The organism is Vibrio sp. 2092 (assembly GCF_033339635.1).
GTDB classification, from domain to species: Bacteria; Pseudomonadota; Gammaproteobacteria; order Enterobacterales; family Vibrionaceae; genus Vibrio; species Vibrio alginolyticus.
On record NZ_JAWOUY010000001.1, the window covers coordinates 1 to 14809 of the forward strand.

21 protein-coding genes are annotated in these 14809 nt (G+C 38.2%); 8 read left to right on the forward strand and 13 right to left on the reverse strand.

Going from position 1 to position 14809, the window contains the following annotated elements; translation table 11 throughout:
- The first annotated feature begins 51 nt into the window (after window positions 1-51).
- The 4 genes from R7P80_RS00005 to R7P80_RS00020 all read left to right on the forward strand — a co-directional run bounded on the left by R7P80_RS00005 (window position 52) and on the right by R7P80_RS00020 (window position 2203).
- Window positions 52-582: a single-stranded DNA-binding protein gene (locus R7P80_RS00005; RefSeq protein ID WP_411979026.1), complete on the forward strand. Its 531-nt coding sequence runs from the start codon at window positions 52-54 to the stop codon at window positions 580-582.
- A 159-nt stretch (window positions 583-741) separates the two neighbouring features.
- Window positions 742-1218 (forward strand): hypothetical protein, encoded by a 477-nt coding sequence (locus R7P80_RS00010; RefSeq protein ID WP_048516414.1) that lies wholly within the window; start codon window positions 742-744, stop codon window positions 1216-1218.
- 8 nt (window positions 1219-1226) lie between these two features.
- Complete coding sequence (locus R7P80_RS00015; protein ID WP_020330822.1) at window positions 1227-1685, forward strand: hypothetical protein; 459 nt, start codon at window positions 1227-1229, stop codon at window positions 1683-1685.
- Window positions 1686-1732: 47 nt separating this feature from the next.
- Window positions 1733-2203 (forward strand): hypothetical protein, encoded by a 471-nt coding sequence (locus R7P80_RS00020; protein WP_318096264.1) that lies wholly within the window; start codon window positions 1733-1735, stop codon window positions 2201-2203.
- Between the two features lie 43 nt (window positions 2204-2246).
- On the opposite strand, the gene R7P80_RS00025 is transcribed toward R7P80_RS00020, so the two are convergent.
- Window positions 2247-2597 (reverse strand): hypothetical protein, encoded by a 351-nt coding sequence (locus R7P80_RS00025; RefSeq protein WP_118894518.1) that lies wholly within the window; start codon window positions 2595-2597, stop codon window positions 2247-2249.
- 155 nt (window positions 2598-2752) lie between these two features.
- Here R7P80_RS00025 and R7P80_RS00030 point away from each other — a divergent pair, with 155 nt between their 5' ends.
- Window positions 2753-3790 carry a hypothetical protein gene (locus R7P80_RS00030; RefSeq protein ID WP_118894516.1) on the forward strand — a complete coding sequence of 346 codons (1038 nt, stop codon included), beginning with the start codon at window positions 2753-2755 and terminating at the stop codon, window positions 3788-3790.
- A gap of 37 nt (window positions 3791-3827) precedes the next feature.
- On the opposite strand, the gene R7P80_RS00035 is transcribed toward R7P80_RS00030, so the two are convergent.
- The 3 genes from R7P80_RS00035 to R7P80_RS00045 all read right to left on the reverse strand — a co-directional run bounded on the left by R7P80_RS00035 (window position 3828) and on the right by R7P80_RS00045 (window position 5701).
- A complete protein-coding gene (locus tag R7P80_RS00035; RefSeq protein WP_118894514.1) occupies window positions 3828-4301 on the reverse strand; it encodes a hypothetical protein in 474 nt (157 codons plus the stop codon).
- Window positions 4302-4457: 156 nt separating this feature from the next.
- Window positions 4458-5003 carry a phosphatase PAP2 family protein gene (locus tag R7P80_RS00040; RefSeq protein ID WP_020330818.1) on the reverse strand — a complete coding sequence of 182 codons (546 nt, stop codon included), beginning with the start codon at window positions 5001-5003 and terminating at the stop codon, window positions 4458-4460.
- A 152-nt stretch (window positions 5004-5155) separates the two neighbouring features.
- On the reverse strand, window positions 5156-5701 hold the full coding sequence (locus R7P80_RS00045; RefSeq protein ID WP_020330817.1) for a phosphatase PAP2 family protein: 546 nt from the start codon (window positions 5699-5701) through the stop codon (window positions 5156-5158).
- Window positions 5702-6039: 338 nt separating this feature from the next.
- Between R7P80_RS00045 and R7P80_RS00050 the strand changes: the two genes are divergently transcribed.
- A complete protein-coding gene (locus R7P80_RS00050) occupies window positions 6040-6444 on the forward strand; it encodes a hypothetical protein (RefSeq protein ID WP_318096270.1) in 405 nt (134 codons plus the stop codon).
- A gap of 18 nt (window positions 6445-6462) precedes the next feature.
- On the opposite strand, the gene R7P80_RS00055 is transcribed toward R7P80_RS00050, so the two are convergent.
- The 3 genes from R7P80_RS00055 to R7P80_RS00065 all read right to left on the reverse strand — a co-directional run bounded on the left by R7P80_RS00055 (window position 6463) and on the right by R7P80_RS00065 (window position 9281).
- Window positions 6463-6867, reverse strand: coding sequence for an NUDIX hydrolase (locus R7P80_RS00055; RefSeq protein WP_053319045.1), 405 nt, complete (start codon window positions 6865-6867; stop codon window positions 6463-6465).
- A gap of 129 nt (window positions 6868-6996) precedes the next feature.
- On the reverse strand, window positions 6997-9024 hold the full coding sequence (locus tag R7P80_RS00060; protein ID WP_318096272.1) for a hypothetical protein: 2028 nt from the start codon (window positions 9022-9024) through the stop codon (window positions 6997-6999).
- Window positions 9024-9281: a hypothetical protein gene (locus R7P80_RS00065; RefSeq protein WP_318096274.1), complete on the reverse strand. Its 258-nt coding sequence runs from the start codon at window positions 9279-9281 to the stop codon at window positions 9024-9026. Before R7P80_RS00065 ends, R7P80_RS00060 begins: the two co-directional genes overlap by 1 nt.
- A 264-nt stretch (window positions 9282-9545) precedes the next feature.
- On the opposite strand from R7P80_RS00065, the gene R7P80_RS00070 reads away from it, so the two are divergent.
- Window positions 9546-10004, forward strand: coding sequence for a hypothetical protein (locus R7P80_RS00070; protein ID WP_273981160.1), 459 nt, complete (start codon window positions 9546-9548; stop codon window positions 10002-10004).
- Between the two features lie 124 nt (window positions 10005-10128).
- Here R7P80_RS00070 and R7P80_RS00075 read toward each other — a convergent pair whose 3' ends face one another.
- Window positions 10129-10395, reverse strand: coding sequence for a hypothetical protein (locus R7P80_RS00075; protein WP_021485702.1), 267 nt, complete (start codon window positions 10393-10395; stop codon window positions 10129-10131).
- An 82-nt stretch (window positions 10396-10477) separates the two neighbouring features.
- Window positions 10478-11113, reverse strand: a complete 636-nt coding sequence (locus tag R7P80_RS00080) for a hypothetical protein (RefSeq protein WP_045592242.1) — start codon at window positions 11111-11113, stop codon at window positions 10478-10480.
- 345 nt (window positions 11114-11458) lie between these two features.
- On the opposite strand from R7P80_RS00080, the gene R7P80_RS00085 reads away from it, so the two are divergent.
- Window positions 11459-11848, forward strand: coding sequence for a hypothetical protein (locus R7P80_RS00085; protein ID WP_020330810.1), 390 nt, complete (start codon window positions 11459-11461; stop codon window positions 11846-11848).
- 111 nt (window positions 11849-11959) lie between these two features.
- Here R7P80_RS00085 and R7P80_RS00090 read toward each other — a convergent pair whose 3' ends face one another.
- The 4 genes from R7P80_RS00090 to R7P80_RS00105 all read right to left on the reverse strand — a co-directional run bounded on the left by R7P80_RS00090 (window position 11960) and on the right by R7P80_RS00105 (window position 14727).
- Window positions 11960-12673, reverse strand: coding sequence for a hypothetical protein (locus tag R7P80_RS00090; protein WP_048516419.1), 714 nt, complete (start codon window positions 12671-12673; stop codon window positions 11960-11962).
- Window positions 12674-12849: 176 nt separating this feature from the next.
- The gene (locus R7P80_RS00095) at window positions 12850-13299 is read right to left on the reverse strand and encodes an H-NS family nucleoid-associated regulatory protein (RefSeq protein WP_048516421.1); all 450 of its coding nucleotides are present in this window, start codon (window positions 13297-13299) and stop codon (window positions 12850-12852) included.
- Window positions 13300-13458: 159 nt separating this feature from the next.
- Entirely contained in the window at window positions 13459-14187 is a 729-nt protein-coding gene (locus R7P80_RS00100) for a hypothetical protein (protein WP_267410912.1), read from the reverse strand.
- Between the two features lie 15 nt (window positions 14188-14202).
- Window positions 14203-14727, reverse strand: coding sequence for a hypothetical protein (locus R7P80_RS00105; protein WP_318096279.1), 525 nt, complete (start codon window positions 14725-14727; stop codon window positions 14203-14205).
- Between the last annotated feature and the right edge of the window lie 82 nt (window positions 14728-14809).

The window sequence follows — 14809 nt, forward strand, 5'->3', positions numbered from 1 at the left end:
GATTAAAGATAATGGTTAATCCTATGAATTTAAAGGAAAAAGGTAGAAATTATGAGTAGAGGTTCGGTGAACAAAGTTATTCTCGTAGGCAACTTAGGTGGCGACCCAGAAGTTCGTTACATGCCTAACGGTGGCGCGGTGGCTAATATCACTATCGCAACATCTGAATCATGGCGCGATAAAGCGACTGGTGAGCAGCGTGAAAAAACTGAATGGCATCGCGTAACTCTGTACGGAAAACTAGCAGAAGTGGCTGGCGAGTACCTACGTAAAGGCTCTCAAGTTTACATTGAAGGTCAACTACAAACTCGTAAATGGCAAGATCAGCAAGGACAAGATCGCTACACTACAGAAGTTGTAGTTCAGGGCTACCAAGGCATTATGCAAATGCTAGGCGGTCGCGCTCAAGGCGGTCAAGGTCAACCAGCACAAGGTCGCGCTCAAGGTGGTCAACCTCAGCAACATGCACCACAACAAGCTCAGCCGCAGCATCATCAGCAGTCGCAGCCGCAGAATCATCAGCAGCCGCAGCAGCAATACAATGAGCCACCAATGGATTTTGACGACGACATTCCATTCTAAGTCATTGATTTTAAAGGGTTTTTTCTCAAAAGGGTTGGCATTAGCCAGCCCTTTTTTATTTATCCACAAAAATATTTAATGGCGCTTTTTAATTATTAATTTATTGACCTTTGGTGTTGTTAATGTATAATTATTAAAGTTGGTTTTAGGCGGTAACATATGAAAGAAATTAAAAAAATCCCTACTCGTCAAGATGCGGAAATTAACCATAATGGTCACGAAATTACGGTTATTTCGCATATTAATAGTACGGGGCAGGGCGTTGGTCGATTACATCTTTACTTTATGAAGAACGATCTTGAACTCTTGAATGCAAGAATCACCTTTGTCCTAAGACCTCGTTCAAATTTCAAACAGTACAATATTGCCTTTTCACTGAATAAATCAATTTACTCGATCAGTTCAGATGATAACAATGACCCATATTATGTCTTGGAGACAAGTGACGGTCTCATTGAAGCAAGTCAGAGCCTTGCTAACCTAACTAGAAATCATCTTATGCGTACTGTTAAGAGCTGTTTTGAAGATTGCTATAAAAATTATTTGATTGAAGAAAAACACCTAACCATCAAGTCTGCTATGAACGATCTAGTTTTAGGTTATTTCAAAAGCGTAGACGCTCAGATCAAAGAGTAGGGGATCAAATGAGAGCTAATAGAACAAGTCGCATTGACACCTCGCTAGACAAGCTAGCTATCGAGATTGACCTTGATATTACTGAAAGCCAAAGAGTAGAAGGATACCTAACTTTTATTTTTGCTGAGTTTGAAGTTGCGGATCTCGAATTTGTTGCTCATATCGACCTTCATAACATGAAAAAGGATATGTTTACGATTGAAAGCCCTAAGCTAAAAATCAAGCATGAAAAGGGGATTGAAGGCTTTTACAAGCAGGGTAAGCAAGCGGTTTACTTTAAAGACGAGAAGCTAAAAGAAATCATTATTAATCGAATCTCAGCGTTTACAAAAAACTTTCGCGTGAACAGTGATAAAACCATTAGCCAATTCAGACATATTTTTAGAAGCAATGATAATCCTCAAGTTAAATTAGGGAACGTTGATACCTTATTTCAAAATCATATCAGGAATGCAATTCCTGATTGATGCAGCACCAAACCACCAAACCACCAAACACCATAGTAGGACAACTTATGTTATCAATTACAATCGGCACATGCCCTAACTGCAATCACCCTACACATAAGGAAGTAGGCTCTATTGGACGAAATTCTACGGATGCTTGCCCAAATTGCCAGTTGCTATACACCGAAGATTGCCAGACCAATTGCGCTCTTTTGGGGCGTGTCTATGAGTGGCAACAAATCAAAAAATTTCATGATGCGGGTACATTCTCAGAGCTTGCTGAAAAACTAAGAGCACTTGCTGTAGAGCATTATCAAGAAGATAAGCCAGCCTGGAGCTATGAAGAAAATGAAGATTTCAAAGGGCTATGTAAGCTTGGTGGAATGGAATACAGCGTAAAATACGGCTTATCACACCTTAAATTCATTGAAGATCAAAATATTCAATGGCGAGCACGTCAAAACAACCCTGATTTGCTCCCTCAAATCACTCATACGCCTCATTACGGGCAAAGTCAGGGCTTTGACAACCCTTTTTAAAAAATGCGTTAAAAAGCACTCTCTGAGAGAGTGCTTTTTCTGTCTAATTAGAAGTATCAACCACAAATCGGTAAACTCCGATTGCACTAAGGTAATCTGACACCTCATCGAGACTGTTTAAAATAACTCGATTTTTACCTTTGATGACCAGATAGATGAGCGGATCATCACTCAATCCATTATCAACAAACAATTCTGAATATAAACTCAACCCATAACCCAGAATATTTGGTTTGTTCTTATCAATTGCCTTATACACACTTACGTATGCGTTATCGCCAAACTCACCTCTTTCCATACGGTTGCAAAGTTGCGCGAATTCATCTATTTCCACGCCTTTTTCAGACGCATGAATAGAATTTCCTGCCTCGAACTGAATGATTTTTGTATTCATAGTAAAAACCTTTAATTAATACATTGCTACTGATTAAATTTGCTATCAATTTACATGAAAAACCCCAAAACATCTATATCTCATTTACTTTTGATTCTATATATGTATAATTAGTGATAGTTGGATTTTTATGCTGACAAGCAAGGAATAGGAACATGCACCCACTTCAAACAATCTGCTTTACCTTATCTATGACACCTGTCAATGGAAAGACGGACAACACATTTCCTGGTAGCATTCGCGAACTCGTTAACCATCAAGCCATGACAACACCAATTTATAACCTTCTCTATGATTTGGAAAAAATGGTTGTTCATACGTCCTCTGATCTTGATGTTGAGTTTTATAAAAAGCAGATCATGACTAAAGCCGAATTGTTTTTCGATGGCGTTACAGAGCCGCTAATTCTCGATCTCATGCCTGCTCATATGGCTTTCCCACGATTCCCTAATCAGTTATTTAAGCCTAATCCAGCATCAGGTGAAATTGAGTTAGTTGAAGGCAATCCGTACTTTGATACATTTGAGGATGCTATCCAGAGTGTATTTCGCTATTACATTGCAATTGCTAGAATGTGCGGACACTCCAACTTAAAATCAACTCACATCATCAAAACGTTTACCGTTGATGTAAAAAACGTAGCAACTCAAACCGTCTACCAGAAAAATATTAGTGAGGATGCAAAAAACGCGTTTATTCTATGCCTTGATAAGAAATTCTCTGAGCCTGAAGCGATGGACGGTCTCATTGAGCACTTTATTATCAACTTTATTGGTGGCATGACGCAGCAAAACGCTCACGCTCCAGTTAAGATTATGCATGAAGGTAAACCAGCGGTACAGAACGCTTTCGAAGCGCGTGATTGGTCTGAAGAAGACCTGACGAAACCTTATTATGAAATGCTTGCTGAAACTTCATTTGACGACTACGGCGACTGTCCTGCGTATATGAGCCACTATGAGAGACTTTCTCGTTACCATAAAGCGTTATTTGAAAGCTTAAACATCGTTAATTTCCCTATGACAGAACAACGTGATGGAGTTGAGATCAGCTCTTATAGAGAGTTCTACCTGACTCCATTTAGCGATGTGGTTGTAAGTCATCTTGGCGAAATCATCAAGAAAGAGATCGATAAAAGAGGCTTATCTCTTGGTGACTTGATTAAAACTTATGCTTTAACCGTTAAGGCTTAGAGAAAACAAAAAGAGTGGCAACCGTTGCCACTCTTTTTTAATCAAATGAAATGTAAGCTCGCTTCTGAGAACTAATCCTTTCACCTCGCACATGATAGATATTAATTCCGCAAGCCTCCATGTTTGTAATCATTCCATTATCAATAAAGTATTCTTTGCATCCTGTTTTATCAAAAGAAAGCTCCCCACCAAACTCTTCTTCGTTGATTGCGTACTTAATCTTATAAGCTCCACCTTCGCCAGGGAATTCGCTCTCACCAAAGTAAACCGCGTCCTTGACTGTGTACGTCTCATTTAAGCTGTTTGATAAAGTAACATCTTTAGGTGTGGCTAATTTTTCATGATGAACATACTCATAAATATCCGTAGGAATAAACACACGAATCATTGAAACCCCTAAGGAAGTACCGTACTTTCTTTCTTCCTTTACTCCTACAGATACAGAGCAACCAGAAACAAAAACAGTGGCTAAAAGTGGTAGTAAAACTGATTTTCTGATCAAACCATTCATTTAAATTCCTTTATTTTATCAATTAAATAGCATTTCATTTTGGAATAATTAGACGGGATAAACCCGTCATTGTCAATCTTTCTCTTTTTTCACTGGTTGATTTGCGTGAACGAAAAAACGGGAGCATATAGCCCCCGTCTCTTAAGTCTGAATTATTTAGAACTGCATACTTGCGTATAGACCCACTTCATCACCGTTAACATACGGAGCAAGCGCGATGTTTGTCATTGAGTAACCCATTTTAGTTACTGCATACTGAACACCCGTAGCAATTACCGCACCTGCTGCAACATCACGCCAGTAGTGCTTGTCAGCTTGTACGCGAGAGTAACCAACCACCGCTGTTACAGCATAAGCAGGCAGACCGTATTCCCAGCCGTAACGCATTTGTAGGAACGCTGCGCCTTGAGCTGCCGCTGATGTGTGACCAGACGGGAATGAGTTGTTTGCTGAACCATCTGGACGCTCTGCATCAACTGCCCACTTAAGTGCGTGTGTTGCTGCTGCTGTGTATAGTGCGCCTTCAGCTAGCTGGAACAAGCCTTCACCGTCACCTTTCCAAAGAGCGATTGCGCCTGCTGTAAGAGGAACACCGATCTGAGCAATATCACCAAACTTAGTTAGGTTTTCGTTTTCTGCGTGAGCCATTGGTGCTACTACGGTTGCTGCTGCCAGTGTTGCTGCGATGATTAGTTTTTTCATGGTGTATTTCCTTTTGAATTTTAACTTTAATTTAGGGAAGTCTTTGCTTCCCCTTGATGTTTATAATAATACACTAATTAGATTTAGAGTCAATACATTTTAATAAATTAATCTGTATTTACGGGGAAGTGTTTTCCCCGTAGTTAGATCATTTAGAAGCTCATGCTTGCGTAAAGACCCACTTCATCACCGTTCACGTATGGAGCAAGAGCGATGTTTGTCATTGAGTAACCCATTTTAGTTACTGCGTACTGAACGCCTGTAGCAAGTACCGCACCTGCTGCCACATCACGCCAGTAGTGCTTGTCAGCTTGTACGCGAGAGTAACCAACCACCGCTGATACAGCGTAAGCAGGTAGACCGTATTCCCAACCGTAACGCATTTGTAGGAACGCTGCGCCTTGTGTTGCTGCTGATGTGTGACCAGACGGGAAAGAGTTGTTTGCTGAACCATCTGGACGCTCTGCATCAACCGCCCACTTTAGAGCGTGTGTCGCTGCTGCTGTATAAAGTGCGCCCTCAGCAAGTTGGAACAAGCCTTCACCGTCACCTTTCCAAAGAGCGATTGCACCTGCTGTAAGAGGAACACCGATCTGAGCGATGTCGCCAAACTTAGTCAGGTTTTCGTTTTCTGCTTGAGCTACTGGTGCTACTACGGTAGCTGCTGCAAGTGTTAGTGCGATGATAGACTTCTTCATGGTGTACCTCTTAAATTTACTTTATTGTTCAGATGCTTTGCATCTCTTTATGTTTCTTATAATACATTAATTAATTCAAAAGTAAAGTTTTTTTAAATATTTAATTAAATTTATTAATGCATGTTCAAGTGACTGTTCTAAGTCTTTTCTTAGCTGCATTCCTGCTGCTTGTTTTCAATAATACATTACTAATGGTCAAAGTCAACAATAAAATTTAAATTATTTAATTTTTTATCTTTTTTATAGCTTAAACTAAAGGTGGACTTTTATCGTAAGATGATGATAAAATGAGAAAAAATAAAGATTGGTGGCTTTAATGCCATGCGAAAGTAATGTTTATGATAAATTCAGAATTAACCAATAAAGTAGCTGTAGAATTCAAGATTGGTGAGACGAACTTAGTTAGCACCATATATCACTCAGATTTTGATACTGTTTTTCACGAGCTATCCGTTACGATAGGTTCGAACAGAATCAGAAATGCCAAAGCAGTATTGAAAGCGGAACTATCAAGCAGTGATTGCAACATTGATACATTTGGACTCGATGCGCTTAATGAAAATGAATCTGAACTAATCAATCAAGTAATTAATCAATTTGAGTCACTATCAAGCCAAGCCCGAGAAGTGTATGAGGCTGGTGGAAGAGGGTATGCAGGCTTCTCGCTAGTAAGAGATTTTCTTCACTCTGAGGTGATAAGCGCACTCAAAGAAAGAGAAACATTGATGATTGAAGCCGCATAGCGGCTTCTTTTGTATTTCTTAACCCTTGATAATATGGCTAAGTGTCCAACGGTCAATTTGATTTCCGTCTAACATAAACTGAAACAAATCCTCTCGCTTAACCCATGCATGGTCGGAATGATCATCGTTTTGTACAAGCGAAACCTCACCAGAAGTAGTTTTGGCGCTAAAGAGATTAGCTTCAAATTTCATTTCTGGATCTGCATCATCAGAAAGGAACATTGTTCCATCCATTTCAACAGAGACATCCAGACCCGTTTCTTCTTTCACCTCTCGAATGACAGCTTCAACTAGTGTTTCACCATCATCTACGCCACCACCTGGTGTTTCCCACATAGAACCGTGCTCGTCACTGCTTGAACGTTGAATAAGAAGGATGCCCTTATCTTCACTCTCAATCAGGCATTTTACGTATTTTTTCATGTATACCATCCTTTTGTTTTATCCCAATAATACTCAAATAAGCTTGAAGGTCAAGTTCTCCTTGACTTCCTTATCCTCTAGCTGAAAAAATATTCATTAAATAAAAAAGCTGCCTACGGCAGCTTTTTCTCACATTCCATATCCGTAGTCATCACGACTTCTTTCGTGCCTATGACTATGTTCATTTAAATCTTGTCGTTCAATTTTAACGCCCCTTTCAGCATCTGGACTGTATGAATAATCTCCATACTGATGCTCTACCTGGTTGGCGTGTTCTTGAACCTTGAAGCTTTCTAACGCATAGGCTAATGACTCGACACCACTATGTTCTATATTGCTGATTTCATTTTCTTCAAGTTCAGATGGAATGCCATTAACCGTTTTAACGTAGGTTCCATCAGGGCTAATTTCAAAAACCACATTATTGTAATCGGCATATTCTGGACTAAAGCTGTAAGAAATATTCCCATTATCAAGGAATTCCATCTTAGCCTCTATCGAATGGTAAATTTTTTGCGTAAACCCATCGTCGCCTTTTACCAGTGAATATTCATCCATTATTTTGACTTTTTCAGTTTCAAGAATGGCATCTCTGGCTTTATCAAAATCCGTTTCATGCTGACTAAGATCAAAGTCTGAATGAAAATATCCGTGAGAGCCAGGTATCTTTTGAGCAAGCTCCATGTACATCTCTCTTTTAATGTCACGGTCTGGTTCTGGCTCAAAACCTGAACTGTATAGGCTAGGGAAGTATTGAATTGCCAACTTATCTAAAAATGATGCATTAGGGTCTCTACTCATTTTAACTTTTTCAGCCATAAGACCGACATCCAAATCGGTATGAGCTATTTCTTTTGCACCCTCTAATATTTCAAGAATTTCTTGATGTGTACCAGTTTGCCTTAAATACTCTTGAGCAGTTGGATAAATACCGTTGTTCCTAACTTTTTCATTTGCTACAACTTGAGCCATCTCTCCAAAGTTATTGTTTGTATTGTCTAGGACTGTCTGAGTAAAACGATATAGCTCACTTTGGAACTGGTTAATATCCATATCCCGCCATTCATCAATTTCGTACTGAGAAAAGAACTCTGACATGAGAGCAATGCTTTCATGACTATCCTGCTTATCAATAACACCAAAGGCTGAAACTTTAGAGTCTAGAACATAGTTCAAATAACCTTCTGAGGCACCACTCTTTAGGGCATTCCATGTAGCGCCTGACTCTGCCATGAACTCAGCAGTAGTCATATCTTTCCCATTTCCACCGAACAGATGAGCCATTTCATGCGCCAGAGTGCTATTATGAATAAAACCAAGATCTTTATCAGATAGGTTATAAGCTTCTTTCATAACATCTTTAAATTCGTTATTACTCATTTCCCTAAAATGATCCAACTTGCTCAAATCATAGTCATGCATTGCCAATGCGGTATTTAGGAATCCGTTGATTTGCTCCGCTCGATCTAATGGCGCAGTTATAATCACGTTCATATTACCAGTGCCGATAGAAATATGGCTTTCATTACTATCTATGTATTGCCTTGGAAGTTGACCGATATTGTAATCAAGGTCAAAGTTTGGATCTTCATTCATCATATCAACGAGGTCTACTACAGCCTGTAAACGCTCCATTTTGGTAGAGAAGTCAGCTTGGGAATTGTGATGCTCTACCAACCCTACTTTATTGTCAAGCAACGGGGTAAGGTAGGTTGCGTATTGGTCAATACCTTCATATATCCCGTTATCAAAGTGAGTTTGAGCCATTTCAGCGAGTTCTGACACTTCCTGGAACCTATCAGAATCATAGTTACTATGAGCATATTCAATAAACTCATTGATTTTACTTTGTACAGGGTGTTTATAGTTTAGATAGTCACTATGCTGATCGACACTAATACCTGTCAAATCTAACGTGTTTTGCACATGATCTCTAACAAGTAAAGACTCACCTGCAATACTGGCATAAGTAGAGTGGACGTGAGAATGCGTATCTTGATGCGCAAATGCATTGTTCGACTGTATAGCCGAAGCTGAAACTGCTGCAACCAATAGAACCTTTGTGGCAGCACTTGCCACATTAGAGATATTTCCACTGGTCACTATTGAACCAGCATTGTCAACAATCTCTTTTATTTTACTAAGCATGTTACTCATTATATTGCCACCTCAAAAAAGTCTTTTGGAGTACCATCACTTGAATTAACAACAATGGTTAAACTGGAAAGTTTTTTCAGTTCATTTTCAAGCTCATCTTGACGTTCAAGGTGGAAATCAATAACACCATCTTTGCTTTTAAATTTGTACGGTTTATCAATCTCACTATCAGCGCATAATTCGAGGAATATAACCGCTTCAGGTTTGTCCCTATGTTTTATCAAAGCATAGTTTTTGGAGCACAATAATTCGTTCATTAGTTTATTCTTTTTACATTATTATTAATAATATTTTAAACCTTATTACATAATCGTCAACGCATAAAAAATCATAACTACCACCCCAAAATGAATACCACTCATAACCGAGAGTATAAATATCTGATTTTTAAGCCATCCATGATGGCAAAGTCAATGGTGTCTCTTCTCTCTTTTGTTTTACTTTTGAGCTTATTTGTGTATAATTGAAACTAATATTATCAGCTTTTTAAAATCACTTTTAAGATAAATAGGGATATTGGAATGACTCAATTTACTGCTAATGAGCTAATCGATGCAATTAAGCGAGCTAATACGCTCTCTGAGCTAAAACAGATGGTCGGTCTTACAGAATCAGCAAACGAACATCCCTCTGAAAGCTCAAGCCCAAAAGGTATTGAACACGGTCTTTGTAAATTCGAAGATCTCGAACTTGTTACTGATGAAAAAATGCAAAAGGCGCTTCGTGACCTACAAATCGAGGATGATGAAGATATCACCGCTATGATGATTATTGTCAGTGACAGCAACACTATCGAAGAACGTAATGGTGGATGTATTCTGATCGATAAAGATGGCTCAACAAGCTACTACTTACCTGAACGTGAAGGCTATGATCAGATCCAAAGAGCCAGTTTAAAAGATTGTTTTGACCTACTTTCTGACAATCCTGAAAAAGCCCTAGAGTTCTTCACGCCGAAGATTTCCGTTGATTTGTGCTAAAGACTCAACAAAATATTAAAGGTGGAGGGTAGGCTCCCTCCGCATCTATTGTGACCAGATATATTTTGCCCACATATAAAAAAAGAGTTGCAAGGTAGCAACTCTTTTTATCATCATTTACGCATTATGACGCTAACTTTTCAAAAACTGATTTCGGGATGAATGCGTATTTTTGACCACGAGGAAGTTTCTCTTTAACGCTTTGGTCAGATACTTTCCAGTAGGATACGATTGCACTTGGCTTTCCTTCCTTATCTAACTCAAAGACGGTAGCCAGCCATCCATTTGAACGTAGAGCTGAATGACCAGCAGCCATAGCGCACATTTGATCTTCAGATTCGTCGCCCTGGAGTTTAGCAATGCCTTTTACTACACGTACCAATCCAAACATATAATCACCTTGATAATTTTAATCGTTAGAATCTAACATGGATTACCGCACATGTATAAGGCATCCATCACGAGTTCTTAATCTAGCTACGAAGCAGAATAAAATCGAAAAATCGTTCCAAGTCCTCTTTGTATTCAGCGACATCATGACTAATGAATCGCGCTGAACCAATCGGAGCCATATCCGTAGAACTCAACCAGTAAGTTGCAGAGGTAGTACAAACAGTTAAATACACATGCTTGTTACCATGAGCGACACTAATCAACCGTAAATTTCGATTACGGGTTTCAAGAGCATCGGTTTGTTCCGCTGTAAGGTGTCCCAATGAATTCAGAATATCTACCGTTTCTTTCGCGTTTACGCGAGAACCCAGAACTTGCTCTTCTACATCTTGATGACCATTACCTACGCGCTGACTAAAACATAGGTATGCGGAATCCAGACCATCCACAGCATTGCCGATCTTAAGGTTTTTAAAATACGAATCTTCAGTATTTAGAACAATATCGCAAAGCTCACGTAAATACACAGTAGGATTATCAACTCTGAGTTGAAGGTATAACTCTAGCTTGTTGGCGAAATCCTTATCATTATTCGCTTTTGCTACGAGTTTATATGCGAGACTAGAAGAGTCATTCCATTCGCGCTTAGTAACATACTTTTGTAGCTCGCTTAGTGCGTATAGAGCGAATTTAGATAGGTTTGATTCTTTTGTCATTCTTTCGACCTCAATAACTTTATGTTTTTATTATACATAAATTACAGTGAGAGTCAAATTGATTTAAATAAAAAAATGGCGCATATAAATGCGCCAGAGTATTTGAGGCAACAATCGAGGTGATTGTCATTTTTATGGTTTTTATGATTTGTGTAAACTATGAATTGGAGATTCATGCTTAGTTGTATTGTAGTCATGGGGTTGTTAATAATCAAATTATTATTTTATATATGTGATAAAAATGTGATGTAGATCAATTCATAAATGACTGATATTAAAATAAAAATATTGCTTTTTGCTGTCGCTGATATATTCTTAATCTAATATATGATATGAGGAATAACGATGTTTGATCGCAACCTATTGAAACCACTTGAGACTGTTGTTTTCATCAACGACTTTCGTTTTGTAAAGAAAGGAACACGAGCTGTATTCATCCAACCTGATACCGATTCTGGACATAGCGTTGCACTTGTCGCCTTATTGGATGAAAGCGCAGAATCTTTTCTAAAAGAAAATGGATTTAATAGTGTCCAGGAACATATCGAACATAAACGCAAGCATTGTATTTTTGGGGAATCACAATGGTATAACCCTTTTACAACTTGCAAACCTTACTATGAAGATATTGTAAGCAAAACACAGCTAGATAAGGCTGAATCAGACATCAAAAGTCAGATTGAAAAACTCCAGAGCAATCTTGCCGATATCAGCGAGTACAAAGACCTTATTTAGCAACTCCGCCGCAAATCCACACCCGAACATTGCGTGGACAATTAAGATACTTCTATTCTTTAACTTACAGATAAAACAAATCCCGCTCCAATGCGGGATTTGTATTTTCTATTAATCAAACCAATGAGGTTTTAACGTAAGAACTTGCTCATTATCAAATGAACCTTGCAATCCAGTTTTCAGATAATCTCTTGTGAAATTAGCATTACTGCCCCAACTTTTATAGAGCGCATTTGCCATATTAATTGTTTTAGAAATCTCAGATTGTTCTTTGTGAGTTTCAATTAACTGTCTCAAAAATTCATAACGAATCGTTTCAACACCGCACTCTTTCATTGACTTTGAAACTAAAGAGATCATGCGAGAGTTTTTGTTGAGGTACGGAATAAGCTCTTGTCGAGCAATACTGTTATTCACATCAACACCGCTATGAAATAAAATATTATTGATAAAATCTGATTTAGTATACTTTGGAACGCCATTTCTCTCTTTAGCAAAGGCATAGAACATTGAGCCTGATGCATGTTCGTGCTCTCTTACGAAATGGTACATTTCGCCATTAACACCCATGAAAATTGGCTTTAAATACGATGTATTATACCACTTTAATGTTCCATACAAATATGTATAAACATAAGCACTCATGTTTGTGATTTTATTTTTCGCCGTTAACCTTTTACAATCAGATAGCTCGCCTTTAGCATTGGGGATTCGACTTTCGCTACGTAACTCGATAGTATTATCATTAATCCGTACAATTTCTAAACGGTGGAACGTTCTTCTGAAAACAAGATCAGCAAAAATTCTTTCTTCAACTTTATTCATGGTCTTATCCTTACTCTACAACTTGTTCTAATTATACATTAATACGGCTAAAAGTAAATATTTGGTGACTGGTGTTTTTTACTAGTAAAAAAAGAGATAGGTCTTAAAACCTATCTCTCTATCTTGTTATTTTAAATCTATTTACCCAATCTCAACTTTAAGGCTTCATAGGATTTTTAAGCTGCCTGCGCGATCTCTTCGATTTCAAAGTCAGCAAGCGACTTCCCATTTTCTAGCGCTTTTGCGATAACTGATGGAGTACGACCTTGACCTGTCCAAGTCTTCACTTCACCCTTACCGTCAACGTATTCGTACTTAGCTGGGCGTTTTGCGTACTTTTTTCGTGCTTTTGGCTGTTTTGTCTCAGCTTTTTTCATATAAGCAGCCAGTTCTTCTTCAGTGATACCATCTTCTTTCATTTGCGCAATGATTGCATCGAGACGAGCTTGACGTTCTTGTTGAGCTTTCTTTTCAGCTTCAACTAAATTCTTCTGTTCTTCGAACACTTTAGTCATGTTAGCCACTGCCTTTTCTAGCTGCTCTAGATTCATACCTGAAGTGATAGAGCGTACTGAGCGTAGGTTAGTCAGGGTTGCTGCATTAATTTCGTTATTTTTTTTAGCCATGAAAAGCTCCTTTAATTTTTGCGCTAGTTTGTAAGGCATTCCTTACTTGATGTTTTTAATTATACATATAAAAATTTCTTTGTAAATACAATTTTCAAATATTTTGTTATTTATATAAAAATAAAAAGCTCCATAATGTGGAGCTTCTTAATATTTTCTTTATGCCGCGATTCTTGGCAACTTCACCAAGTTTCCTTTTATAATTTGGTTTAGTCCAAAATCCAAATCAGAATCACCCGTCAACACTTGATTACCTAAGTGCAGAGTTTGAATTAATTTTTCTCGGTCACAATCAACCAGGTTATATTGCATTTCATCCACTGACTTAACGATTGCGGCTAAACTGACTGCGTTGTGCGGATTCATTGAGTGACTTGCATGAGCAATATAGTATTTATACAAGTCATTTGGAGTCATATCTGTTCTTACTTCTCCAAGGGTATCTTTGAAAAACATTGAAACGCATTTACAATCTGAATATAAGCTTGAACAGTTTTTCGGCATTTTAGATGATGCAGATTGCATCATCAATTCAACAATCCTCAGTTTCTGTTCTTCTGTTAGCACTTCGATCAAGCCGATATCCATTCTTAATACTTTCTCGATCTCTGGCGTTCTAGAAATAAAGTGGTACAGAGTGAAAAGGGCGTTTTCATCAACATCAGCGATTTGCTTGATCTGTTTATTGAAAAGCAGATTTACCTTTTCGCTATAGCATTGCTTATAGCCTCGCTCAGCGCCTTTTTCTGCTGACCGTTCTAGATAACTCAGCATTGATTTCAACACGCTTAACGTGTTATCTCGAAAGTCTGGGCGGTCATAGAATGCTGCTAGAGTCTTTTCCATGAATTCAACTTTAATGTCGATTTGCCATACCTGAATGCTCATAGCGTTTTCCTTATCTTATGCTCTTTTGCTTGAGATAGTAGCAATGGGTGAGACTAATCCAAATCGAATTAACTCCCACTCCTGTTTTGTTGCCTTATCCAAGGCTTCGATAGATTTTAAGATAGACTTTGCAATCCCCATTTTTTCAGAGATTTGCTCAATATTGAATCCATTCTCTTTAAGCTTGGTCATTGCATTGTATGAATCAACAATTTTTTCTGATTCGTTTACTTCACGGTTATCATAGATCGACTGCTTTAGAGCCAAATCCTCTGCGCTTTCGGCTGGAAGAATGTTGACATTTACAGATTCAAATTTTTGACCACCGAAATTAGCAAGAAACATTGCCAAAACATCAACAATTCCACTCTCCACATGAAACAAGCCATTACTTGATTCACGTACATCAATCTGAGCTTCTGGTGTTACACCGTTCGCAAAAGAGTTAGCTTTTAGCTTTACCGCTTCCAACGAAACATCAAGACTTGTAATCATTGGATCGATAACTAGCTGATTGATTTGTAATGTAGAATTAAGCATAAATATTCCTCTTTAATTTATATTCTTATTATACTTATATTGATTGTTAGGTCAAGCTTTTAATTATTTAATCCGTTTCTCA